Genomic DNA, 22593 nt, shown 5'->3' with positions numbered 1-22593 from the left:
CCCGCCCCGTTCTTCACCTCAGCGCGCGATGCCGAGTCGCGCCTTCGCGTCGTTGTATTCCTTCTTCAGACGCCGCACGAGTTCGGCGACGTCCGGCACGTCGTCCATCAGGCCGACGCCCTGGCCCGCGCCCCAGATGTCCTTCCACGCCTTCGCCTTGTCGCCGCCGAAGTTCATCTTGGTCTTGTCCGATTCGGGCAGCGCGTCGGGATCGAGCCCCGCGTTCGCAATGCTCTCGCGGATGTAGTTGCCGTGCACGCCGGTGAACAGGTTCGTGTAGATGATGTCCGATGCCTTCGCGTTGATGATCGCCTGCTTGTAGCTGTCGACCGCGTGCGCTTCTTTGGTGGCGATGAAGCGTGTGCCCATGTACGCGAGGTCCGCGCCCATCGCCTGCGCGGCGAGAATCGAGCCGCCGTTCGCGATCGAGCCCGACAGCACGATCGGGCCGTCGAAAATGCGCCGCACCTCGCCGACCAGCGCGAACGGCGAGGTGGTGCCCGCGTGGCCGCCCGCGCCCGATGCGACCAGAATCAGCCCGTCGACGCCGGCTTCCAGCGCTTTCTGCGCATGACGCAGATTGATCACGTCGTGCAGCACGATGCCGCCGTAGCTATGCACCGCATCGACGATCTCGCGTGCCGGCGCGCGCAGGCTGGTGATGAAGATCGGCACCTTGTGCTCGACGCAGACGCGCACGTCGTGCTCGAGCCGCGCATTCGACTGATGAACGATCTGATTGACCGCGATCGGGCCGATCACCGCATCCGGGTTCGCGGCCTTGTGCCCGGCGAGTTGCGCCTGGATCTGCGTCAGCCATTCGTCGAGCAGCTCGGCCGGGCGCGCGTTGAGGGCAGGGAACGAGCCGACGATACCGGCCTTGCACTGCGCCAGCACGAGTTCGGGATAGCTGACGATGAACATCGGCGAAGCGACGACGGGTAGCGCGAGGTTTTGCAGAACGGCGGGCAATGCCATGGTGCGAGTCTCCAGATGGGGCCAACCGGTGCGACGTGCGGCCGGCGAATAGATGAGTTTAGCGGCACACGGCTTGCGACGTGTTGACCGGCGAATGCGTGTGGCAATCGAACGAAACCGGCATGCCGAAGTCGCGCCAAACATTTAAGAACGGTCGTTCGATTATAGGCGAAGTGGACGACCCGCGCGCGGTAGGCCCGTTTGGAACGGTTCGAAGGAGTATTCAGGTTCCATGTCTGCGTGGGTTATCCCACCTCGCACGGACCTGTTGGCCTTCTACAATGCACGGACCTCAAACGATCAACGAGACGTCATGGCCTTCGAAAATTTCACGTCTTTTCGCGTCGCCGTGGGCGATGTCGACATTTTCGGAGTGAAGGGCGGCGCCGGGCCGCCTCTGCTTCTGCTGCACGGCCATCCGCAATCGCATCTGATCTGGGAACGCTGCGCCGCGCCGCTCGCGCAGCACTTCACGGTGATCGCAACCGATCTGCGCGGCTATGGCGCGTCGGGCAAACCGCCGAGCGATGCCGCGCACACACCGTATTCGAAACGCGTGATGGCCGCCGACCAGGTCGCGGTGATGCGCCACTTCGGCTTCGAGCGCTTCCTCGTCTGTGCGCACGATCGCGGCGCGCGCGTCGCGCACCGGATGGCGCTCGATCACGCCGACGCGGTCGAGCGTTTGATGCTGCTCGATATCGCGCCGACACTCGCGATGTACGAAGCCACCGACCGCGCGTTCGCAACGCACTACTTCCACTGGTTCTTCCTGATCCAGCCCGAGCCGCTGCCCGAAACGTTGATCGGCGCAAATCCGGCCGCCTATGTCGACGCGGTGATGGGCGGACGTCACGCGGGTCTCGCACCGTTCGATCCCGCCGCGCTCGACGCGTATCGGGCGGCGCTCGCGCAACCGGGTGCGGTGCACGCGATGTGCGAGGACTATCGCGCGTCGGCGAGCATCGACCTCGAACTTGATCGCGCCGATATCGAGCGCGGCAACAAGATCGGCTGTCCGCTGCGGGTGCTGTGGGGCGACAAGGGCGTGATCGAAAAATGCTTCGATGCGCTCGACGAATGGCGGCATGTCGCGCGCGACGTGAGCGGCCGCGCGCTATCGTGCGGGCACTATCTGCCCGAGGAAGCGCCGGGCGAACTGGTCGCCGAGATGCTGTCGTTTTTCGAGGCGCTCGAACAATAAGCGCCGGGCTGCTTCGCGCGACCTTCGTTTGACCTGCGATGGACCTTCGTTAGCCGAGCGGCGGCAGCCGTCGCGCGACCGGCGTCGACTTGACGATCGCCGTGCTGGTCTCCGCGCGCTCGGTCACTTTCGACAGGATCTCGTCGAGCTGCTCGATCGAATGCAGGTACAGGCGGCAGATGAAACAGTCGTCGCCGGTCACCTTGTCGCATTCGACGAACTCCGGAATGCGCCGGATCACTTCCTCCACCAGATGCAGCTGCCCGGGCAGCGGCTTCACGCGCACTACCGCCTGCAGCGTGAAGCCGAGCGCGCGCGGATCGATCTGCACGGTGAAGCGCTCGATCACGCCCTGCGCTTCGAGCCGCCGCACGCGTTCGGCCGTGCTGGGCGCCGATAAGCCGACGACGCGCGCGAGTTCGCTGACCGGCTGGCGCGCGTCCTGCGCGAGCGCGGCGAGCAGTGCGCGGTCGGTGTCGTCGAGTGCGACCGGCGTGATCGATGCAAGGCGTTTGCTCATGATGGCCTTCGTTTATGAGGTGAAAATGCGGTAACGCTTAAGTCTAGCCATGTATTCGCGCGGGTGGATTAATTAGACTGCCAGTTATGCAGGCACAATCCGGGATCGAATCATGGCTTCAAACAAGGCTTCCGTCACGACCTCGAGCAGTTCGCCCAGCGACATCCGCCGTGGCGCGGCGGAGATGAGCGTCGCGATGCTGATGTCGGGCACGATCGGCTGGCTCGTCGTGTCGTCGCAGCAAAGCCCGTTCAACGTGGTGTTTTTCCGCTGCATTTTCGGCGGCGCGACGCTCGCGCTCGTGTGCGCCGTACTCGGCCTGTTCCGCCGCGAGCTGTTTTCGTGGAAGATGCTCGGCCTCGCGTTGCTCGGCGGCGCGGCGATCGTCGTGAACTGGGTATTGCTGTTCGCCGCGTATTCACGCGCGTCGATCTCAATGGCGACGGCCGTCTACAACACGCAGCCGTTCATGTTGGTCGGGCTCGGCGCGCTGGTGTTTCGCGAGCGCATCAGCGCATCGACGATCGCGTGGCTCGTGGTCGCGTTCGTCGGGCTCGTGTTCGTCGTGAAGGTCGAGCCGGCCGTGCTCGCGGTGCCGGGGCAGTATCTGGTCGGCGTCGCCTATGCGGTCGGCGCGGCGGCGATGTACGCGGTGTCGTCGATCATCACGAAGCGGCTGAAGGGCACGCCGCCGCATCTGCTCGCGCTGATCCAGGTATCGCTCGGCGTGCTGTTGCTCGCGCCGTTCGTACGCTTCGACGCGTTGCCGGCAAACGGCGCGCAGTGGCTCGAACTGATCGTGCTCGGCGTCGTCCATACCGGGCTCATGTACGTGCTGCTTTATGGCGCGATCCAGAAGCTGCCGACGTCGATGACGGGCGCGTTGTCGTTCATCTATCCGGTGGTCGCGATCATCGTCGACCGGCTCGCGTTCGGACAGACGCTCGCATGGATTCAGGTGCTCGGCGCCGCGCTGATTCTGCTGGCGGCGGCGGGCGTCAATCTCGGGTGGCGGATCGTGCCGCAGAGAAAGCGCTTATCGTCCACGTGATGCCGATTCGACATTCAATCGGATATTGCTACGGATCCAGGAATAACGCGCAAGCGTTCAAGCGCCTAACGCCGTTTGATGACAGATCATGTATGCATTCGTAAAACGTGGCGTCTAATTTCTGTAGGGAAATCACCGATGCGATGCAAAAACCCACACGCGTATCATCGACTGCGACGCTGATCACGTCCAACAGATGTTCCGCCGCTCGCTTCGTCGAGCGGTTTTCTTTTTGGGAGCAGGGTTTTGCGTTCCGGTGCGCTTTTCCGCCGCGCCGGCCGAACCGGTCACATCACAGTTCAACGCCGCGCGAGGATGCGCGTGCCGTCCACTTCGAGCGGTCCATCGTTCGCCGCGAGCTCCCCGATCATTCCCTTCAGCAACGCGGGCCATTCGCCGCGCGGCTTCAGCATCGAGGCGGCGGCGCGCATCGCGGTCGCGTCGTCGAGCATGCGCAGCAGCGTGTCCACACTCATCTCGCGGACTTCGAGCAGCTTGAATACGATCAGCACCTTCAGCGCGTTCCTTGCGTTGCGCGCGGGATCGGCGCGCAACCAGGCGACGCGCGACATCGCGCGTTCGAGCGCCGGTTCGACTTGTGTGAACGGCGCGCCGTGGCCTGGGATGACGACGCGCACGTCGAGCGTTGCGATCAGGTCGAGCACGGCTTGCTGCTCGGTGAAGCCGCTTTCGCCTTCGAGTTCGGGAAAGATCACGCCGAAGCCGTTTTCCCACAGCGCGTCCGCGCTGATCAGCAAGCGTTCGTCCGCGCAATAGAGCATCAGCGAATGCGGATCGTGGCCGGGCGCGCCGAGCACCTGCCAGTCGAGCGCGCCCAGCCGCAAGCGTGCGCCGGGCGCGAGCGTGCCGGTGAAGCCGAAGCGCTCGCAGGTTTGACCGGTCGCGCGAAAGCTGAGGCGCGTTTCGTCCCAGCCGCGCACGGCATCGGCTTCGGATGACGGAATCAGCGTGCGGCACGACCACGTAGCCTGCAGCAGCGCGTTGCCGCCGCAGTGATCCGAATGCAGATGCGTGTTGATGATCAGATCGAGCGGCCGCGTGCGCAACGCATTGCGTACCAGCGCGACCGTTTGCGATGCGTGCGTCGCATAGCCGGTATCGACCAGCGCGGCGCATGTGTCGTCGACGAGCAGCACGTTGTTCGACGACAGCCAGCCGCGCTCGAAAACCCGGATCGATGCGGGCAGGGCGATCATGGCGTGGCCGTGATCGCGTGCGCGTTTGCGACTGCGTCGGGCTTCGGCATCACGAGGATCGTCGAGGTACCCGTCAACATCAGCTCGCCGCGCTGATTGACCACCGAACCTTCGAGATAGGTCAGATCGCCGTTCAGGCTCGGCTTCCAGTGAGCGTCGCGCACACGCCACGTGATCGTCAGCGTGTCGTGCGTCTGCACTGCCTTCTTCAGCTTGATATCGAATTCGAGGCCGAGCGGTTGCGCGTAAGTAGAGAAATGCGTGGCGAGCAGCGCCATGAAATACGCGGTGGGTTGCGTGCCCGACGCGATCAAGCCTCCAAAGCGGCTTTGCGCGGCATACGCTTCATCGTGATGCAACGGGTTCAGATCGACGACGAGCGTCGCGAACGATTTGATCGAATCCACCGACAATTCGAGCGTCGAACTGAACGTCTCACCGGGCGTCACGATGCGCGGCGCGGCGTTCATTGCTTCTCCTTCGTCGTCGATGTCGTGCGCAGCGCCATTAACGTCGCGTGGCGCACTTCGATCGCGTCCCACACCGCGCGCTTCGCGTCGTTGTCGAGCGTCGACCAGCCGGCGATTTCGTCGATCGTGCGCAGGCATCCTTCGCACCAGCCCGTCGATGCATCCATCCTGCACACGCTGATGCACGGCGACGGCACGCAACCGCCGTCGTCCGTGTCGTCGTAATCGTTGCCGCTCGCCATCGTGTTCAGGCCGGCTCGCGCAACGCGACATCGACGACCGGCGCGCCTGTGAGCGAGATCAGCTCCTGCGCGGTCAGATTGAACACTGCGTGCGGATGACCGGCGGCCGCCCACAGGCTCTCCAGTTCGAGCAGATCCGCATCGATCAACGTGACCGGCTCGGTCGCGTGACCGACCGGGCACACGCCACCGATCGCATAGCCGGTTTTTTCGCGCACGAACTTCGCGTCCGCGCGGCCGATCTCGCCGACCTGCGCGGCCACTTTCTTTTCGTCGACACGATTCGCGCCGCTCGCGATCACGAGCACCGGCGCGTCGTCTTCGCGGCGCCGGAACAGGATCGACTTCGCGATCTGCGCGACCGAGCAGCCGAGTCCGGCGGCCGCTTCGGCGGAAGTCTTGCCGGTTTCCGGCAGCATCACGATTCGCCCTGCGTGACCGCGTTCGCGCAGCAGCAGCGCGACGCGGCGTGCCGAGTCGGGCAGCGCGGCGAGATCGTCGGAGTCGAAGGACGCGAGGTCGTTCATTGTTTGGGACCCTGAATGAAAATGGATGCTGCTGTTATACGCAGGTGTTTGCTTCGCTGCGCGCCTTCGCGAGCAGCGCTTTGCCGGCGCGCGACACGTTGGACCGGCCGATCGCGTTCGAAATGAAGTCGCCGATTTCGACCACTTGCGCGAGGTCGATACCGGTCTCGATGCCGAGGCCGTTCATCAGATACAGCACGTCTTCGGTCGCGACGTTGCCGGTCGCGCCCTTCGCATACGGACAGCCGCCGAGCCCCGCGACCGATGCATGAAAAATCTCGATGCCTTCGAGCAGCGCCGCGTAGATGTTCGCGAGCGCCTGGCCATAGGTGTCGTGGAAGTGTCCCGACAGATGCTCGCGCGGAAACACGTCGGTCACGGCCTCGAACACTTCGCGGGTGCGCTTCGGCGTGCCGACGCCGATCGTGTCGGCGATATCGATCTCGTCGCAGCCGAGCGCCGCGAAGCGCTTGACGACGTCGACGACCGACGCGACCGGCACTTCGCCCTGGTACGGACAGCCGAGCGCGCACGACACGCTGCCGCGAATCCGCAGCTTATGTTGTTTCGCCGCCGCGGCGACTGGCGCGAATCGCTCGATGCTCTCCGCGATGCTGCAGTTGATGTTCTTCTGCGAGAACGCCTCGCTCGCCGCGCCGAAGATGACGATCTCGTCGGCGCGCGCGGCGAGCGCGCCTTCGAAACCGCGCAGGTTCGGCGTCAGCACCGAGAAAATCGTGCCGTCGCGGCGCTCGATGCCGGCCATCACGTCGGCGCCGTCGGCCATCTGCGGCACCCATTTCGGCGACACGAACGACGCTGCCTCGACGTTGCGGAAGCCCGCCGCCGACAGACGGTTGATCAGCTCGATCTTGGTCGCGGTCGACACGAATTCCTTCTCGTTCTGCAGCCCGTCGCGCGGACCCACTTCGACGATTTTCACTTGCTTCGGTAAGGCCATGATGTGTCTCCGATCCGATGCGGTTTGATCGCTGTCCCATCCGGGATGGGTGCTGCCGCGTTGCTGCAATTCAAGTCAGCCCGCACGCCTGCGATGCGTGCGGGCGCGGGTTTCACTCAGTAGCCGCGTTCCAGTTGCACTGCGCCGCTCACCTGCTCGCCGCGCATCATCGCGCCGATCTTGTCCGCGACCTGCGCGACGCTGTCCTTGCGCAACGTCAGCGCCGACGTGTGCGGCGTGATCGTGACGCGCGGCTCGCGCCAGAAAGGATGATCGGCGGGCAGCGGTTCCTCGCGGAACACGTCGAGCGTCGCGGCGGCGAGCTGGCCGCTCGCGAGCGCAGCGAGCAGATCCGCTTCGACGAGATGCGCGCCGCGCGCGACGTTGATCAGATATGCGCCGCGCGCGAGCTTCGCGAAGACTCGCGCATTCAGCACGCTTTCCGTGTCGGGTGTATGCGGCAGCAGATTGACGAGCACCTTCGCGCCGTCGAGGAAGCTATCGAATTGCGCGTCGCCGGCAAACGTCGCGATGCCATCGATCTGCTTCTCGCCGCGAGTAAAGCCGCGCACCGGCAGGCCGAACGAAGCGAGCGTTTGCGCGACCTGCGTGCCGAGCACGCCGAGCCCGAGCACACCCACCGTGAACGTTGCGCGCGGATGCGGCTCGAGCACTTTCCAGCGGCGCTCGCCTTGCAGCACCTGATATTCGTCGAAGCGGCGCAGATAGCGCAGCACCGCATGCGTCACGTACTCGGCCATCTGCGCGCCCATGCCGGTATCTTCGAGGCGAATCAACGGCACCTCGGGCGGCAACGTGCCCGGATGCGCGCGTTCGAGCGCGAGAATCGCATCGACGCCAGCGCCGAGATTGAAGATCGCGCGCAGCGTATTGCGTCCGGCCAGCATCTCGCGCGGCGGACGCCAGACCACCGCGAAATCGGCTGGGCCGGTGTCGCCGGGCTTCCATTCGCGCAGCTCGGCGGCGGGCAGAGCGCGCGCAAAGTCGTGCAGCCACGCGGCGGCTTCGGTGTGCAGTGCGTAGAAGAGTATTTTCATGCGGTCCGGAATGCGTCGGCGTCGATGTGGGCATGAGCGGGACGGACCCGGAGCGCGCGACGGCAATCGGACGACGCGTGCGGGATCGGGTCTCCTCCCGGTATGAACAGGCTTCATTCTACTTTTTCGACGCAAATCGCGCGCGTTTGCGCACGCACGTGCGCTTCGAGATGCATGCCGTGGTGGGTGTCGAGTTCGCGCGTACCCGCGCATTTCTTCGTTTGCCCGATAACCAAAGCACAAAAACCTGGTTCATCGATGCGCGACCGAGCGGGACAATGATTGCCTGGATTCCTTGCGCAGCGAGGCACGCACATGCTTTCATGCACGCGACCGATCGCGACAATTCCTAATTTGACGCAAGTTGTATATTGATTAGGTTTCTTGAATTGGTGAGCAAAGCTTCGCCATGAAAAACACCCCGAAGATTGGATCAACGTCCGACTTTCGGGGTGAATTTCGCCACTATGCGGCGACGCAGACCATTGGCTCGCGCACGCAGCGCATGCGGCTCAGCGGTTCCGCGACTCAATTCGCCACGCCGTGATCCCCATGCCCATGCGCACACCCATGCGCACACCCATGCTCGCACCCACTCTGCTCGACCGGCATCTGCTGCGCAGCCTCAGCGCGAATCCCCAGGCGCGCGAGCAGCTTGCGATCCGCTTCCGCCTGCGGGTTGCTCGTGGTCAGCAACTGATCGCCGTAGAAAATCGAATTCGCGCCTGCGAGGAAGCACATTGCCTGCAACGACTCATCCATCTGCTCGCGGCCGGCTGACAGACGCACCATCGCGCGCGGCATCGTGATGCGCGCAATCGCGATCGTGCGCACGAATTCGAACGGATCGATCGCTTCGGTCCCGGTCAGCGGCGTGCCTTGCACCTGCACCAGATTGTTGATCGGCACCGATTCCGGATACGGCTCCATGTTCGCGAGCTGCGCGATCAGCCCCGCGCGTTCGCGGCGCGATTCGCCCATACCGACGATGCCGCCGCAGCACACGTTGATGCCCGCGTCGCGCACGCGTTCGAGCGTGTCGAGGCGATCCTGGTACGTGCGCGTCGAAATGATCTGGCCGTAGAACTCCGGCGACGTATCGAGATTGTGGTTGTAGTAGTCGAGGCCCGCATCGCGCAGCGCCTGTGCCTGGTGCGTTTCGAGCATGCCGAGCGTCACGCAGGTTTCGAGGCCCATCGCCTTCACGCCGCGGATCATGTCCTTGATCGGCTCCAGGTGGCGGTCCTTCGGATTGCGCCACGCGGCGCCCATGCAGAAGCGCGTTGCGCCGTTCTGCTTTGCGACCTGCGCGGCGGCCAGCACTTCGTCGACCGGCATCAGCTTGTCGGCGACGAGACCCGTGTCGTGATGCACCGATTGCGGACAGTATGCGCAATCCTCTTCGCAGCCGCCGGTCTTGATCGACAGCAGCGTCGACAGTTGCACCGCATTGGCGTCGAAATGCTCGCGATGCGTTTGCTGCGCGCGAAACAGCAGGTCGTTGAACGGCAGTTCGTACAACGCGACGATATCGGCGACGCGCCAACGCGCGAGCGGCTTCGCTTCAGTAGCGGCTGCGGTCGGATTGCTGTTGGCGGCGCTCGCTTCGGCGGTGCCCGCTGCGATATTCAGTTGTGTCATGTGATCGATCCTCGTAAACGGATGAATTTGGGTTCGGCGCTGCGGGGCAGCGCTATGCCGCGCGCAATTGGCGCAGCGTTTGCAGAAGCCGTCGAATGTCGAGCTGTTGCGCTGCAAGCTCCGGCGACGGCGAACTGATATGCGGCACGACGCCGAGCAACGGCGCGTCGTACGCTTGCGCGAAATGCACGCGAATCGACGCGATGTTTTCGTCGGGAAAGGTCATGTCCGGGTCGATGCGATTCGCGACCCAGCCCGCGAGCGTTAGACCGCGCGCGGCGATCGCTTCGGCAGTCAGCAGCGCGTGGCTGATGCAGCCGAGCCGCATGCCGACCACCAGCACCACCGGCAGCTTCAGCGCGACGGCGAGATCGGCGGTGTCCTGCGTCGCGGTCAACGGCACACGAAAGCCGCCGACACCTTCCACAACGACCACCTCGGCGAGCTTCAACGCCTCGCGATGGCACGCGACGATGTGCTCGAGATCGAACGAGACGTTTTCCAGCGCCGCCGCGATGTGCGGCGCGGCCGGTTCCCTCAGCAGATACGGCGTGCGCATGGCGGGCGGCAGCAGCACGCTCGACGCGGCATCGAGCTGATCCGCGTCCTCGTTGTGCAGCACGCCGTTCACTTCGAACGCGCCCGCCGCGATCGGCTTCATCGCTGCTGCCTGCAGGCCTTCGCGCACGAAGCCGCGCAATAGCGCCGACGACACGAAGGTCTTGCCGATTTCCGTATCGGTGCCGGTGACGAACAGCGACAGCGCGCCGTCATCGTTAATCATGTTGCTCATGCCGCGCGCGCTCCGACCTGTTGCAGGCCGGCCTCGAGCCGGTCGAGATCCGCGTGCGAGTGCGCGGCCGACAGCGAGATGCGCAGACGCGACGTGCCGGTCGGCACGGTCGGCGGACGGATCGCGGGCACCCACAGCCCCGCGCGATCGAGCGACGCGGCGATGTCGAGCGTCGCATCGTTCGCGCCGATGATCAGCGGTTGCACGGCCGTATGCGAATCGACGGGCAGCCACGGCGTCGCCTTCAGCATCGCGCGCGTGCGTTCGATCAGTTGCTGGAGATGCGCGCGGCGCGCATCGCCTTCCACGCCGCCGATGATCCGCAGACTCGCCGACACCGCATGCGCGGCCGCCGGCACCGACGCGGTCGTGAAGATATACGGACGCGCGCGCTGCACGAGCCATTCGATCACGGTCGCATGCGCGACGACGAACGCGCCGGAGACACCCGCCGCCTTGCCGAGCGTGCCGATCGAGATCAGATGCGGCGAGCGCAGCGCCGCCTGCGCGATCGCGCCACGGCCTTGCGGACCGAGCACGCCGAAGCCGTGCGCATCGTCGACGATCAGCCATGCGCCGTGCCGCTCGGCGAGTTCGAGCAAACGCGGCAGCGGCGCGATGTCGCCGTCCATGCTGAACACCGTGTCGGACACGATCACCTTGACGTCCGCCTCCGACGCTTCGAGCATCGCGCTCAATGCATCCACGTCGCAGTGCGGATAGATCTGGACATCCGCGCGCGACAGCCGCGCGCCGTCGATCAGCGAAGCGTGATTGAGCGCATCGGAGAACAGCGTCGTGCCGCGGCCCGCGAGCGCGGTCAGCGTCGCGAGATTCGCCATATAGCCGGTGCTGAAATACAACGCGCGGGCATCGTCGAGAAAGCCGCCGGCAAATTCGGCGAGATCGTCTTCGAGTTGCGCATGCGCACGCGAATGACCACCGAGCAGATGCGAGCCGCCGCTGCCCGCGCCATACAGGCGCGCGCCTTCGGCGATCGCGTCGATCAATTGCGGATGCGCGGCAAGGCCCAGATAGTCGTTGCTCGCGAAGCCGATGATTTCACGGCCGTCGACCGTCATGTGCGCGGCGCATGGTGTGTCGGCGGTGCGCCGGCGTCGGCGCAGGCCGCGCGCGTCGATTTCCTTCAGGCCTTCGGCGAGTGTGTCGAGCAGATGCATCAGCGTGCCTCCGCGAGCGTGGCGTCGAAGGTGTCGCGCGTGCGCGTGGCGAGCAGCGCGAGTTCTTCGTCGTCGAGGATGTACGGCGGCATCAGGTACACGGTGGTGCCGATCGGGCGCAACAACAGCTCGCGTTGCAGCGCGTTTTCGAAGAAGCGGCGCGAGAACGTTTTGGCTTGCTGAGGATCGTCGATCATTGCGTCGAACGCGAAGATCGTGCCGCGCTGACGCAGATTGCGCACCTGCGCGTGCTCGACGAGCGGCGCGAGCGCGGCCGCGAGGGTCGCCGATTTGCGTGTGTTGGCGGCGAGCACGTCGTCGCTCGTGAACAGATCGAGCGTCGCGAGCGCGGCGCGGCACGCGAGCGGATTGCCGGTGTACGAGTGCGAGTGCAGGAAGCCGCGCGCGGTGTCGTCGTGATAGAAGGCCGCGAAGATCTCGTCGCGCGACAGCACGATCGACAGCGGCAGATAGCCGCCGCTGATGCCTTTGGACAGACACAGGAAGTCCGGCCACACGCCCGCCTGTTCGCACGCGAAGAACGTGCCGGTGCGGCCGCAGCCGACCGCGATTTCGTCGGCGATCAGATGCACGCCGTACCGGTCGCACAACGCGCGCAATCCGGCGACGTACGACGCGTCGTGCATCGCCATGCCGGCCGCGCATTGCACGAGCGGCTCGACGATCAGTGCGGCGATGCGGTTCGCGCGCGCCTCGAACAGCGCGCGCACATGGTCGAGCGCGCGGCGCGCGACGTCGGCGGCGGTTTCGCCCGCTTGCGCGAGCCGCGCATCGGGCGAGGCGACGACGTGGGCGTGACGAATCAGCGGATCGTACGCGTCCTTGAACAGCGCGACGTCGGTCACGCCGAGCGCGCCGATCGTCTCGCCGTGGTAGCTGTTGGCGATGCAGACGAATTCCTGCTTGTCGGCGTAGCCCCGGTTGCGCCAGCTGTGAAAGCTCATCTTCAGCGCGATCTCGACCGCCGACGCGCCATCCGACGCGAAGAACGCGTGGCCGAGCGTGTTGCCGGTCAACGCGTGCAGACGTTCCGCGAGTTCGACGGCGGGCTCGTGCGTGCAGCCGGCGAGCATCGCGTGTTCGAGCGTATCGAGCTGATCTTTCAGCGCCGCGTTGATGCGCGGGTTCGCATGACCGAACAGATTGACCCACCACGAACTGATCGCGTCGAGATAGCGATGACCGGCGCGATCGTACAGCCACGCGCCTTGACCGCGCGCGACGGGGATCAGCGGCAGACGTTCGTGGTGCTTCATCTGCGTGCACGGATGCCACACCGCGCGCAGGCTGCGGGCGACCCAATCTTCAGGGGCGACCGGGGGGACTGCTGACTTTTCCAAAGAGGTACTCCAGGGTGCTTTTTTACCACGCACGCAAGCCTCGGCAAGTGCGCGGGGTCGAGATTAGCGGTTTATTTGGTCGCGCGCATCAACCGCGAAATGCTCGTTTTTCGCGGTGGCGTCGAGGTTTAGCATCGTTCGATGCAGCTCGTTCGAGTTCGTGAGGGAAGCTCGCCAATCGACGGAGATAGCGACGTCAAAGTAATGGGCTGTTACTGGCCAGAACTTGAGGTGACGAGGTGTTTTTTGCGGGGGAACGGAGCGCACAAGAAAAAGCCCGCCGATACGGCGGGCTTGCGGCACATCAGAATCAGGCGCGATTTACGGCTCGACTCACGCCTCTATTCGTACTTCACTCCCGGCTCGCGATCGCTTTCCGGCCATTGGCATCGGCATCGCTTGCATCCGCCGTCTGCGAGTTCTGATCGCCCCACACGACAGCGTTATCGACCGCATACAACCGGCACGGATCGGAGCTCTGCTTCTGGCAATTCTTCACCGCCACCGACATCGGATCGTCGCCGCCCTCGGCCCACGACCACGCGCCCGAATCCGACACCGCGAACGCGCGGCTCGGATACTGATGCAGGAAGTTGCGATAGCCATTACGGCCCTCGTTGTCGAGGTACGGCACCGAGTCGACCGCGTCGAGCGCGGCGAATCCGGTTGCCTTCGGCGCGGCCGGATCGGCGACGTGATACTGCACGGCAGTCGGCATACCGGCGCGAGCGAGGAATGCTTCGACGGCCGGCCACCATACGCGCACGCCGTCGCGGTCGCCGACCAGCCGATGCGCGTCGTTCTTGTAGTGGCCGAAGTCGACCATCTTCACGCTGGCGCCATGCGCGCCGTACGCGGCGTACATGCCCGCGACGAGCGGCGCGTTCCACACCGAATCGTTATCGCCGTAGAGCCACAGCGACGGCACCGAGGTCTTCTCGCCGTACGCGCCGAATGCGCGCGTCAGATTGCCTTGCCAGTCTTTGCAGGCGTCCTGGCGCAGGCCGCCCGAGAAATTGATCAGCGCGCGCACGCCGGGCGCCGCTTCGGTGCCGTATGCGATCGTCGCAAGACCGCCATGCGAGGTGCCGGCCACCGCGATGTGCGTCGCGTCGACATAAGGTTGCTTGGACATGTAATCGATCGTCGCTGCGACGTCGCCGGCCTGGCCAAGGCCGTTGCGCTCGACATCGCAGCCGTCCTGCTCGTACACGCCGTCCGAGCGACCGAAGCCCTGGCGGTTCGGCGCGACGACCACGTAGCCGCGGCGCACGAATTCGCGCGCGAACGGCAGCGGGTCGCTGCGTTCCTGCGTGCGCGGGTCGCCCGGAATCTTGCCGTGGTTGAAGACGATCATCGGGAACGGGCCGGGGCCGTCCGGCTTGTAGATCGTGGTTTCAAGCGTGACCGTGCCGGCGGCGTCGACCGGCACGCGGATGATCTTTTCGTTCAGGTGAGCGGTGGGCAGGTAGACGTCGTCGTCCAGCGCGAGGCGCGGCACGCGGGCGCGCGACAGCGGTCCCTGGATGTCGCTCGACGGCGTCGCGTCGTGTGCGGAAAGGGACGAGTAGGCGAGCGGATCGGCATGCGCGATCGTGACAGCACACGTGGCCGCGGCGCAGATCGCCGCACACTTCGTCAGAACCTTGCTCAACACCATTGACGCACCTGCTTTAAAGACGTGTCCTGAACTCCGTGCTGTCCGGTTGCGCAAAACGCGGCTGACATTCAGCTTTCGTTCGCGATTTCGACACAAACAGACTCACTCGCGAGCGTTGCGGGAAGCGCACGCTCGCAAATCGAGATTGCACGGGATGAACCCAACGGCCGACGCGACCCCACGCGTCGAGGATGAACGTCACTTGATGCTGGAGTCCGCGCGGCTCGCGTTCGATCAGCGGCCGGTCAGCCTTCCTTTGCATGTTGCGGAGCCGGTATGACCCGCTCTCGCAATGTGACGTCATGAAACTACGGACTCATCCTGGCACGACAATTTTGTTTTGTGCAATCAAGGAGAACCCGCGACGAAAAAATTGCTGCATGTGCGAACGAGGCTTCAAAGCCTTGCCGGGCAAGGGCCGGGGACATATGGCGGGAAGCGGCGAGTAAATATCGTGTAAGTGCTGTGGTGCGAGACCAACGAAGAAGCCCGCGTGAAAGGAACGAAAAAAGGCCTATGCAAAGGCCCTTTATAAAGTTTGTCGAGGGCAAGTGAAAGACACGAGAAAGCTTCGGCGTGTAATGCAGCGATTACTTAATCGTCGCGTGCTCTTCATTTACTCATTGACGTCGCCATCGACATAACGCCAGCGGCCATCATCGCCGCGCACGAATCGACTCGATTCATGCAACCGATAAGCACGTCCCCCCACTTTGTAGCGGGCGATGAATTCGACGGTCGCGCGATCGGCATCGCTTTCGGCGAAGCCTTTGATCTGCAGTCCGAGCCAACGGGGCGCGTCGGGCGCGGTGGGATCGACGTCGAGATCGGCGGGGCAGGTGCTGGGGTCCCACGTCGCGCGCAGGTAGTCGGTTGCACCGAGCACGTACGCGCTATAGCGCGAGCGCATCAGTTCGAGCGCGCGCGGCGCCGCTTCGCCGCCGTCGATATAGCGGCCGCAGCATTGCGCGAAACGCGGGGCTTTGGTCGCGGTGCCCCCGCGTGCGTCGGGCGCGGCGCCGCCGCACGGACAGTCGACAGGTCTTTGCAGTGACAATAATGGCTTGTTCATTGAAATTTCAGTTGAGCCCGCGAGCGATCAGGATCTTCTGGATGTCGCTCGTGCCTTCGTAGATCTGGCACACGCGCACGTCGCGGTAAATCCGCTCGACCGGGAAGTCGCTCAGATAACCGTAGCCGCCGTGAATCTGCAAGGCGGCCGAGCAGATGCGCTCGGCCGCTTCGGAGGCGAACAGTTTTGCCATCGCGGCTTCGGTCAGACACGGCTGGCCCGCGTCCTTCAGCGACGCCGCGTGCCAGATCAATTGACGCGCGGCTTCGAGTTGGGTCGCCATGTCGGCAAGGCGAAACTGCACCGCCTGGTGCGAGAACAGCGGCGCGCCGAAGCTCTCGCGTTCTTTTGCGTAAGTCAGCGCCGCCTCGAACGCGGCGCGTGCCATGCCGACGCTTTGCGCGGCGATACCGATGCGCCCGCCTTCGAGACCCGACAACGCGATCCGGTAGCCTTCGCCTTGCGCGCCGATCCGGTTCGCGGCCGGCACGCGACACGCCTCGAATACGATTTGCGCGGTATCCGACGAATGCTGGCCGAGCTTGTCTTCGACTCGTGCGACCACGTAGCCCGGCGTGCCGGTGGGTACGATGAACGCGCTGATGCCGCGCTTGCCAGCGGCCCTGTCGGTGACGGCCATCACGATCGCGACGTCGCCGTTCTTGCCGCTCGTGATGAACTGTTTGACGCCGTTCAGCACGTACGCGTCGCCGTCGCGTGTCGCGGTGGTGCGCAGCGCCGACGCATCCGAGCCCGCTTGCGGCTCGGTCAGGCAGAACGCGCCGAGCATCTCGCCGCGCGCGAGCGGCGTCAACCAGTCGCGCTTCTGCGCGTCGTTGCCATAAGTGAGCAGGATGCTGCACACGGGGCAGTTGTTCACCGAGATCGCGGTCGACGTGCCGCCGTCGCCGGCCGCGATTTCTTCGAGGATCAACGCGAGCGCGAGCGCGTCCATGCCGGCGCCGCCATACGCTTCGGGCACCAGCACGCCATAAGCACCGAGCTCGGCGAGCTGCCGGTGCACGTCGCGCGGGAAGGTACGCTCGCGGTCCCATTGCGCCGCGTACGGCGTGATCTCTTCGCGCACGAAGGTGCGCAGCGCGTCGCGCACCATCAGGTGATCCTGATCAAGCACCATGAGCGTGTCTCCGGTCCCATGCAACGTAGTTGTCTACCAGTCGAGCTGCGTGCCGTCGTGCTGAAAGAAGCGGCCGTGGAACGCGTCGCGCGATGCCGCCGCCTGCGCCAGCACCTCGCGCATGCCCGCCACGCTGCGCGCGGGATCGAGCGCGGCCTGCGCGCCGCCCATGTCGGTGCGCACCCAGCCGGGATGCAGCGACACGCAGGTCGCGCGCTGCGCGTCGAGCGACGCGAGCTTCAGCACGGCGTTCAGCGCCGCCTTGCTCGCGCGATACAGCCAGCCGGTCGTGCCGCTTGCATCGGCGATGCTGCCCATGCGACTCGAAATCACCGCGAGCACGCCGTCCGTTTCCTCGACGAGCGGCAGCAGGATTGGCAGCAGCTGCATCGGGCCGCGCACGTTCGTGTGCATCACGTGATCGAAGTCCTCGGCGGTGATCGTTTCGATGCCTTCGGTGCGCGGACCGTACACGCCCGACACCAGGATCGCGGCATCGAGCCGTTCGCCGTCGAGCTTCCAGCCGAGCGCCGCGATGTCTTCGGGCGCGGTGACGTCGAGCGTGAAGGTTTCGGCGCCGAGTTCGTTGAGCGCGTCGAGCGCGGCGCCGTCGCGCGCGGTCGCGAGCACGCGCCAGCCGCTGTTTCTGTACTGCCGGACGAATTCCTGGCCGATGCCACGCGATGCACCGACGATCAACACTGTTTTCATCGTATTCCTCGAAGATTTTGTGGATGCGTCAGATCAGTTCGACACCCATCGCGGTCGCCTCGCCGCCGCCGATACACAGCGTCGCGACACCGCGCTTCAGACCGCGATTCTTCAGCGCGCCGATCAGCGTGACGAGAATGCGCGCGCCCGATGCGCCAATCGGATGGCCTAACGCGCACGCGCCGCCGTTCACGTTGACCTTGTTGTGCGGTAAATCGTGCTCTTTCATCGCGGCCATCGTGACGACCGCGAACGCTTCGTTGATCTCGTACAGATCGACGTCGCCGGCGCGCCAGCCGTTCCTCCCAAGCAGCTTGCGGATCGCGCCGACCGGCGCGGTGGTGAACTTCGCGGGCGCCTGCGCGAACGTCGAATGACCGACGACGCGCGCGAGCGGCGCCACGCCGAGCCGTTTCGCGGTCGACTCGCGCATCATCACGAGCGCGGCTGCGCCGTCCGAGATCGACGACGAGTTCGCCGCCGTCACGGTGCCGGTCTTGCTGAACGCGGGCTTCAGCGTGGGGATCTTGTCGAGGTTGGCCTTGAACGGCTGCTCGTCGCGCGCGATCGTGACGTCACCCTTTCGGCCCGCTACGGTGACCGGCGCGATTTCCCAGTCGAACGAGCCGTCCTCGTTCGCGCGCTTCGCGCGGTTCAGCGACTCGACCGCGAACGCGTCCTGCGCCTCGCGCGTGAAGTCGAACGACGCCGCACACTCCTCGGCGAACGTGCCCATCAGACGGCCTTTGTCGTAGGCGTCTTCGAGGCCGTCGTAGAACATGTGGTCGAGCACCTGGCCGTGGCCCATGCGCATGCCGCCGCGCGCCTTCGGCAGCAGATACGGCGCGTTCGTCATGCTCTCCATGCCGCCCGCGACGATCACGTCGAGCGAGCCGGCGGCCAGCATGTCGTGTGCGAACATCGCCGCGCGCATGCCGGAGCCGCACATCTTGTTGACCGTCGTGCAGCCGGTGGCGAGCGGCAGACCCGCACCGAGCGCGGCCTGGCGCGCGGGCGCCTGGCCGAGGCCGGCGGGCAGCACGCAACCGATCACCGCCTCGTCGATCTGCTCGGGCTTCAGACCCGCTCGTTCTACGGCCGCCTTGATCGCGACCGCGCCGAGTTGCGGCGCGCTCAGCGACGCGAAGTCGCCCTGAAAGCCGGCCATCGGCGTGCGCGCCGCGCTGACGATTACGATTGGATCGGCGTTGATACCACTGTGGTTTGCGTCACTCATGTTCGAGCTCCTTGGTCATAGCTTGGATGGCTACCGCCGCGCGTTGCCTGATGCGAACCCTCGTGGGATTCATCAAGCCACGCGCACATTTGGCTCGTCCGCCTGCGCATCGGGCGCTCCGGCGAACCGCTCCGGATAACGCACGCAAAAGCGCACGCTCCGGTCGTACGGGAAAAAATCGGGCAGCTCGCCCTTCAACAGAAAATCTTTGTATCGCTGCCACAGCTCGGGCTCGAAGAAATCCGCGTGATGCCGCATGAACGAGCGCCGCACGCGTGGATCGCCGAGCAGGAAAGTGCCGTACGTCTCCGGGAAAATATCGTGCGGGCCTACCGCGTACCACGGCTCGTCCGACATTTCGTCTTCCTCGTTGCGCGGCGCCGGCACCGCACGCACGTTGCAGTCGGTCAGGTATTCGATCTCGTCGTAGTCGTAGAACACGACGCGGCCATGTCGCGTGACGCCGAAGTTCTTGTAGAGCATGTCGCCGGGGAAGATGTTCGCCTGGATCAGCTCCTTCACCGCGTCGCCGTATTCCTTGATGCCGTGCTCGACGTCGTCGTCGTTACCGTTCTGCAGGAACAGATTGAGCGGCACCATGCGTCGCTCGAGGTACAGATGGCGAATCACGAGGTTGTCGCCGTCGTACTCGATCAGCGACGGCACTTCCTTTTCGAGTTCGCGCAACAGCGTTTCGTCGAGCCGCGCGAGCGGCAGCGCGACGCTCGAATATTCGAGCGTGTCGGCCATCCGGCCGAGCCGGTCATGACGTTTGACGAGCAGATACTTCTGCTGGATCTGCGCGCGCGTGGTTTCCTTCGGCGGCGGAAAGTTGTCCTTGATCAGCTTGAACACGTAGGGGAACGACGGCAACGTGAACACCAGCATCACGAGCCCCTTGATGCCGGGCGCGACGATGAAGCGGTCGCTCGAATGCTTCAGGTGATGCAGCAGATCGCGATAGAACAGATTCTTGCCCTGCTTCTGCAGACCCACCGACGTATAGATTTCCGCCTTCGGCTTGCCCGGCATGACCGTGCGCAGAAACTCGACATACGCGGACGGCACTTCCATGTCGACCAGAAAATACGAGTGCGAGAAGCTGAAGATGATCAGCAACTGCTCGCGCTTGAGCAGCACGGTGTCGAGCGCGAGCACGCCCGGTTTCACGTGACGCAGCGGCACCGCGAACGGCAGCAGCGCCTCGCCGTTGATGATGCGCCCGACGATATATGCAGCCTTGTTGCGATAAAACAGCGACGACAACACGTGAATCTGGAAGTTCGGCGCTTCGTCGAACACGCCGAACGCTTCGTGAATCGACTGCATCACGCAGGCGACGTCGCGCGTCAGATCCTCGAACGGCGGATCGAGCTGGAAGTTCGTGACGACCCGTTCGAGCGTTGCGGCAAGTCCATCAGTACCGGGGTAATACGCGCGGTAGGTCGGCTTCGCGGCCGGTTCGTCGTTCTCGATGTATTCGGTCGAGATCGCCGGGCGTACGAAAATGAAATCGTTGTTGAAGTACGAGCGATGCAGAATCTTGCAGGAAACCGAATTAAAGAAGGTTTCCGCGCATTCCGGCTGACGGTGCGTGGTCAGCAGGCCGATGTAGTGCAGCTTGATCTGCTGCCACACTTCGCTGTCGATGTTCTCCGCGTCGTACTCGTCTTCGAGCAACTGCACGCATTCCTGCACGCGATCGTCGTACGACGTGATGCGGTCGCGCGCGAGCTTTTGCAGGCCGTGCCAGTCGCCGGCTTCGAACAGCGTTTTCGCGTGGATCGCCGCGTCGCGAAAGATCCGGTAGTGACGGTCGAACCCTTCGAGCATCGTCTGCGCGACGTCGAAACCGATTTGCGACGATAACAGCTTGGGGAAGTGATTCATCACGCGCGCTCCGCAAACGCCGGTCAGAGTCAGGCAGCTTCAGGCAGGCTTCGCTTCGTGCCTCGCGCCATCGAGCAGCGCGCGCGCCTGCGCTTCATACTGCGCGAGATCTTCGAGCGTCGCGTCGAGATCTTCTCGCTGACGTTCGAGCACTTCGCGATGACGCGCGACCGTCGCGAGGAACGCGTGCAACTGCGGCACGGTATCGGTCGGCGATTCGTAGACGTCGAGCAGGTCCCGGATCTCCGACAGCGTGAAGCCGAGCCGCTTGCCGCGCAAGGTGAGCTTCAGACGCGTGCGGTCGCGGCCCGAATAGACGCGCCGCAAGCCGCTCGAACCCTCGCGGCTCGGTGAGAGTAAACCCTGGTCTTCGTAGAAACGGATCGCGCGCGGCGTGACGTCGAATTCGCGCGCGAGCTCGGTGATCGTGTATTGCGTATTCATCGGGACATCTCGTGGCCGCTTGGTCGGCACCAAACCGGATTGGACGATAGAATCGACGTTTACGTTATCGTCAACCTGAGCGGAAAGCAACCACAACCCGGCCGACCGGCATCGCACACCTCGCCATGCCGGAGGGTCGTCGGAGGAAGACAGTCCCCATGAATGCACTCGAACACCAGCTCGAATACCCCTTCAACGACACGATGCCCGACGCGGGCCGCACGATGGAAGTCGCGCCCGGCGTGCTTTGGCTGCGCATGCCGCTGCCATTCGCGCTCGACCATATCAACCTGTGGCTGCTGCGCGATGAGATCGACGGCCAGCAAGGCTGGACCGTGGTCGATTGCGGCATCACGTCGGACACGATCAAGGCGAATTGGGAGAGCGTGTTCGAATCGGTGCTCGACGGCCTGCCGGTGCTGCGCGTGATCGTCACGCATTGCCATCCGGATCACATCGGCCTCGCGCATTGGGTGTGCGGCGGTGGCGATAAAAAGCGTTGGGACGCGCGACTGTGGATGACGCTCGGCGAATACTTGCAGGCGCGCGTGATGGCGACCGGCGACGGCTCGAACGCGGGTGGCGAGGCCGCGGCGCGGCACTTCGCGCGGCACGGTCTGACCGACGCCGAATCGCTCGAAAAACTGCGCAATCGCAATAGCTACTACGCGAGCCTCGTGCCGGCGATTCCGGGGCAATACCGCCGTTTGCGTGAAGCCGAGGATGTCAGGATCGGCGGCCGGACGTGGCGCGTGGTGACGGGCTTCGGCCACTCGCCGGAACACTGTGCGCTGCACTGCGCGGAAACCGGCACGCTGATTTCCGGCGATATGGTGCTGCCGCGCATTTCGACCAACGTGTCGGTGTTCGATATCGAGCCTGAGGGTTCGCCGCTCGAACTGTATCTGGAGTCGCTCGGCCGCTACGAGACGATGCCCGAAGCTACGCTCGTGCTGCCGTCGCATGGCAAGCCGTTTCGCGGCGTGCGCACGCGCATTCAGCAACTGCGCGAGCATCATGACGCGCGGCTCGCCGAAGTGCGCGAAGCATGCGCGGAAAGGCCGCGCAGCGCCGCCGATATCGTGCCGTTGATGTTCAAGCGCCAACTCGATATCCATCAGATGACGTTCGCGATGGGTGAGGCGCTCGCGCATTTGCATCTGCTGTGGCGAGCGGGGGATTTGAAGCGGACGCAGGATGCGGATGGGGTGATTCGGTTTGCGGCGGTGTGATCTTT

The 22593-nt window shown here is 64.6% G+C and carries 23 protein-coding genes; 4 read left to right on the top strand and 19 right to left on the bottom strand.

Translation table 11 applies throughout. The annotated features are described in order from the left end of the window. Positions 1 to 18: 18 nt before the first annotated feature. Positions 19 to 978: an NAD(P)H-dependent flavin oxidoreductase gene (locus tag OKW30_RS17020; protein WP_184051266.1), complete on the bottom strand. Its 960-nt coding sequence runs from the start codon at positions 976 to 978 to the stop codon at positions 19 to 21. Positions 979 to 1291: 313 nt separating this feature from the next. On the opposite strand from OKW30_RS17020, the gene OKW30_RS17015 reads away from it, so the two are divergent. After that, the gene (locus OKW30_RS17015; RefSeq protein ID WP_429347158.1) at positions 1292 to 2182 is read left to right on the top strand and encodes an alpha/beta fold hydrolase; all 891 of its coding nucleotides are present in this window, start codon (positions 1292 to 1294) and stop codon (positions 2180 to 2182) included. Between the two features lie 49 nt (positions 2183 to 2231). On the opposite strand, the gene OKW30_RS17010 is transcribed toward OKW30_RS17015, so the two are convergent. After that, positions 2232 to 2702: an Lrp/AsnC family transcriptional regulator gene (locus OKW30_RS17010; RefSeq protein WP_184026307.1), complete on the bottom strand. Its 471-nt coding sequence runs from the start codon at positions 2700 to 2702 to the stop codon at positions 2232 to 2234. A 112-nt stretch (positions 2703 to 2814) separates the two neighbouring features. Between OKW30_RS17010 and OKW30_RS17005 the strand changes: the two genes are divergently transcribed. Beyond that, positions 2815 to 3753, top strand: coding sequence for a DMT family transporter (locus tag OKW30_RS17005; RefSeq protein ID WP_187618022.1), 939 nt, complete (start codon positions 2815 to 2817; stop codon positions 3751 to 3753). A gap of 299 nt (positions 3754 to 4052) precedes the next feature. Here OKW30_RS17005 and OKW30_RS17000 read toward each other — a convergent pair whose 3' ends face one another. The 6 genes from OKW30_RS17000 to OKW30_RS16975 form a co-directional block, all read right to left on the bottom strand. Then, positions 4053 to 4970, bottom strand: a complete 918-nt coding sequence (locus OKW30_RS17000) for an MBL fold metallo-hydrolase (RefSeq protein WP_429347157.1) — start codon at positions 4968 to 4970, stop codon at positions 4053 to 4055. Next, positions 4967 to 5440, bottom strand: coding sequence for a MaoC family dehydratase (locus OKW30_RS16995; RefSeq protein WP_429347156.1), 474 nt, complete (start codon positions 5438 to 5440; stop codon positions 4967 to 4969). The genes OKW30_RS17000 and OKW30_RS16995 overlap by 4 nt, the downstream gene beginning before the upstream one ends. Continuing rightward, positions 5437 to 5682 carry a DUF1289 domain-containing protein gene (locus OKW30_RS16990; RefSeq protein WP_184026326.1) on the bottom strand — a complete coding sequence of 82 codons (246 nt, stop codon included), beginning with the start codon at positions 5680 to 5682 and terminating at the stop codon, positions 5437 to 5439. Before OKW30_RS16990 ends, OKW30_RS16995 begins: the two co-directional genes overlap by 4 nt. 5 nt (positions 5683 to 5687) lie before the next feature. After that, positions 5688 to 6209, bottom strand: coding sequence for a YbaK/EbsC family protein (locus OKW30_RS16985; RefSeq protein WP_184051277.1), 522 nt, complete (start codon positions 6207 to 6209; stop codon positions 5688 to 5690). 34 nt (positions 6210 to 6243) lie between these two features. Beyond that, positions 6244 to 7170, bottom strand: a complete 927-nt coding sequence (locus OKW30_RS16980) for a hydroxymethylglutaryl-CoA lyase (protein WP_429347155.1) — start codon at positions 7168 to 7170, stop codon at positions 6244 to 6246. A gap of 116 nt (positions 7171 to 7286) precedes the next feature. After that, entirely contained in the window at positions 7287 to 8228 is a 942-nt protein-coding gene (locus tag OKW30_RS16975; protein ID WP_429347154.1) for a 2-hydroxyacid dehydrogenase, read from the bottom strand. 32 nt (positions 8229 to 8260) lie between these two features. Between OKW30_RS16975 and OKW30_RS16970 the strand changes: the two genes are divergently transcribed. Further along, positions 8261 to 8581 (top strand): hypothetical protein, encoded by a 321-nt coding sequence (locus OKW30_RS16970; protein WP_429347153.1) that lies wholly within the window; start codon positions 8261 to 8263, stop codon positions 8579 to 8581. Between the two features lie 175 nt (positions 8582 to 8756). On the opposite strand, the gene bioB is transcribed toward OKW30_RS16970, so the two are convergent. The 11 genes from bioB to OKW30_RS16915 form a co-directional block, all read right to left on the bottom strand. Then, positions 8757 to 9869: a biotin synthase BioB gene (gene bioB, locus OKW30_RS16965; protein ID WP_429347152.1), complete on the bottom strand. Its 1113-nt coding sequence runs from the start codon at positions 9867 to 9869 to the stop codon at positions 8757 to 8759. A gap of 52 nt (positions 9870 to 9921) precedes the next feature. After that, positions 9922 to 10662, bottom strand: coding sequence for a dethiobiotin synthase (bioD, locus tag OKW30_RS16960; protein WP_429347151.1), 741 nt, complete (start codon positions 10660 to 10662; stop codon positions 9922 to 9924). Further along, positions 10659 to 11843 carry an 8-amino-7-oxononanoate synthase gene (gene bioF, locus OKW30_RS16955; protein ID WP_429347150.1) on the bottom strand — a complete coding sequence of 395 codons (1185 nt, stop codon included), beginning with the start codon at positions 11841 to 11843 and terminating at the stop codon, positions 10659 to 10661. Before bioF ends, bioD begins: the two co-directional genes overlap by 4 nt. Beyond that, the gene (gene bioA / locus OKW30_RS16950; RefSeq protein ID WP_429347149.1) at positions 11843 to 13204 is read right to left on the bottom strand and encodes an adenosylmethionine--8-amino-7-oxononanoate transaminase; all 1362 of its coding nucleotides are present in this window, start codon (positions 13202 to 13204) and stop codon (positions 11843 to 11845) included. The genes bioF and bioA overlap by 1 nt, the downstream gene beginning before the upstream one ends. A 352-nt stretch (positions 13205 to 13556) precedes the next feature. After that, a complete protein-coding gene (locus OKW30_RS16945; protein WP_429347148.1) occupies positions 13557 to 14864 on the bottom strand; it encodes a dienelactone hydrolase family protein in 1308 nt (435 codons plus the stop codon). Between the two features lie 616 nt (positions 14865 to 15480). After that, positions 15481 to 15936 carry a YchJ family protein gene (locus tag OKW30_RS16940; RefSeq protein WP_184068671.1) on the bottom strand — a complete coding sequence of 152 codons (456 nt, stop codon included), beginning with the start codon at positions 15934 to 15936 and terminating at the stop codon, positions 15481 to 15483. A gap of 7 nt (positions 15937 to 15943) precedes the next feature. Further along, positions 15944 to 17074, bottom strand: coding sequence for an acyl-CoA dehydrogenase family protein (locus OKW30_RS16935; RefSeq protein ID WP_429347147.1), 1131 nt, complete (start codon positions 17072 to 17074; stop codon positions 15944 to 15946). A 33-nt stretch (positions 17075 to 17107) separates the two neighbouring features. Further along, positions 17108 to 17785: an SDR family oxidoreductase gene (locus OKW30_RS16930; RefSeq protein ID WP_184068665.1), complete on the bottom strand. Its 678-nt coding sequence runs from the start codon at positions 17783 to 17785 to the stop codon at positions 17108 to 17110. Positions 17786 to 17813: 28 nt separating this feature from the next. Next, entirely contained in the window at positions 17814 to 19022 is a 1209-nt protein-coding gene (locus OKW30_RS16925) for an acetyl-CoA C-acetyltransferase (protein WP_187628337.1), read from the bottom strand. Positions 19023 to 19094: 72 nt separating this feature from the next. Next, positions 19095 to 20912 carry a bifunctional isocitrate dehydrogenase kinase/phosphatase gene (gene aceK / locus OKW30_RS16920; protein WP_429347146.1) on the bottom strand — a complete coding sequence of 606 codons (1818 nt, stop codon included), beginning with the start codon at positions 20910 to 20912 and terminating at the stop codon, positions 19095 to 19097. A 39-nt stretch (positions 20913 to 20951) separates the two neighbouring features. Continuing rightward, entirely contained in the window at positions 20952 to 21356 is a 405-nt protein-coding gene (locus tag OKW30_RS16915) for a MerR family transcriptional regulator (RefSeq protein WP_184026376.1), read from the bottom strand. Positions 21357 to 21514: 158 nt separating this feature from the next. On the opposite strand from OKW30_RS16915, the gene OKW30_RS16910 reads away from it, so the two are divergent. Next, on the top strand, positions 21515 to 22588 hold the full coding sequence (locus OKW30_RS16910) for an MBL fold metallo-hydrolase (RefSeq protein ID WP_429347145.1): 1074 nt from the start codon (positions 21515 to 21517) through the stop codon (positions 22586 to 22588). The last annotated feature ends 5 nt before the right edge of the window (positions 22589 to 22593 follow it).

This window comes from Paraburkholderia sp. Clong3 (assembly GCF_050436485.1).
Lineage (GTDB): Bacteria > Pseudomonadota > Gammaproteobacteria > Burkholderiales > Burkholderiaceae > Paraburkholderia > Paraburkholderia tuberum.
Note: the sequence above shows the minus strand (reverse complement) of the source record. Positions and strands in the feature narration are given on the sequence as shown.

Excerpts from the sequence above, each read along its gene's own strand:
- OKW30_RS17020 (WP_184051266.1), bottom strand. The coding sequence starts at position 978 with ATGGCATTGCCCGCCGTTCTGCAAAACCTCGCGCTACCCGTCGTCGCT.
- OKW30_RS17015 (WP_429347158.1), top strand. The coding sequence starts at position 1,292 with ATGGCCTTCGAAAATTTCACGTCTTTTCGCGTCGCCGTGGGCGATGTC.
- OKW30_RS17010 (WP_184026307.1), bottom strand. The coding sequence starts at position 2,702 with ATGAGCAAACGCCTTGCATCGATCACGCCGGTCGCACTCGACGACACC.
- OKW30_RS17005 (WP_187618022.1), top strand. The coding sequence starts at position 2,815 with ATGGCTTCAAACAAGGCTTCCGTCACGACCTCGAGCAGTTCGCCCAGC.
- OKW30_RS17000 (WP_429347157.1), bottom strand. The coding sequence starts at position 4,970 with ATGATCGCCCTGCCCGCATCGATCCGGGTTTTCGAGCGCGGCTGGCTG.
- OKW30_RS16995 (WP_429347156.1), bottom strand. The coding sequence starts at position 5,440 with ATGAACGCCGCGCCGCGCATCGTGACGCCCGGTGAGACGTTCAGTTCG.
- OKW30_RS16990 (WP_184026326.1), bottom strand. The coding sequence starts at position 5,682 with ATGGCGAGCGGCAACGATTACGACGACACGGACGACGGCGGTTGCGTG.
- OKW30_RS16985 (WP_184051277.1), bottom strand. The coding sequence starts at position 6,209 with ATGAACGACCTCGCGTCCTTCGACTCCGACGATCTCGCCGCGCTGCCC.
- OKW30_RS16980 (WP_429347155.1), bottom strand. The coding sequence starts at position 7,170 with ATGGCCTTACCGAAGCAAGTGAAAATCGTCGAAGTGGGTCCGCGCGAC.
- OKW30_RS16975 (WP_429347154.1), bottom strand. The coding sequence starts at position 8,228 with ATGAAAATACTCTTCTACGCACTGCACACCGAAGCCGCCGCGTGGCTG.
- OKW30_RS16970 (WP_429347153.1), top strand. The coding sequence starts at position 8,261 with ATGAGCGGGACGGACCCGGAGCGCGCGACGGCAATCGGACGACGCGTG.
- bioB (WP_429347152.1), bottom strand. The coding sequence starts at position 9,869 with ATGACACAACTGAATATCGCAGCGGGCACCGCCGAAGCGAGCGCCGCC.
- bioD (WP_429347151.1), bottom strand. The coding sequence starts at position 10,662 with ATGAGCAACATGATTAACGATGACGGCGCGCTGTCGCTGTTCGTCACC.
- bioF (WP_429347150.1), bottom strand. The coding sequence starts at position 11,843 with ATGCATCTGCTCGACACACTCGCCGAAGGCCTGAAGGAAATCGACGCG.
- OKW30_RS16945 (WP_429347148.1), bottom strand. The coding sequence starts at position 14,864 with ATGGTGTTGAGCAAGGTTCTGACGAAGTGTGCGGCGATCTGCGCCGCG.
- OKW30_RS16940 (WP_184068671.1), bottom strand. The coding sequence starts at position 15,936 with ATGAACAAGCCATTATTGTCACTGCAAAGACCTGTCGACTGTCCGTGC.
- OKW30_RS16935 (WP_429347147.1), bottom strand. The coding sequence starts at position 17,074 with ATGGTGCTTGATCAGGATCACCTGATGGTGCGCGACGCGCTGCGCACC.
- OKW30_RS16930 (WP_184068665.1), bottom strand. The coding sequence starts at position 17,785 with ATGAAAACAGTGTTGATCGTCGGTGCATCGCGTGGCATCGGCCAGGAA.
- OKW30_RS16925 (WP_187628337.1), bottom strand. The coding sequence starts at position 19,022 with ATGAGTGACGCAAACCACAGTGGTATCAACGCCGATCCAATCGTAATC.
- aceK (WP_429347146.1), bottom strand. The coding sequence starts at position 20,912 with ATGAATCACTTCCCCAAGCTGTTATCGTCGCAAATCGGTTTCGACGTC.
- OKW30_RS16915 (WP_184026376.1), bottom strand. The coding sequence starts at position 21,356 with ATGAATACGCAATACACGATCACCGAGCTCGCGCGCGAATTCGACGTC.
- OKW30_RS16910 (WP_429347145.1), top strand. The coding sequence starts at position 21,515 with ATGAATGCACTCGAACACCAGCTCGAATACCCCTTCAACGACACGATG.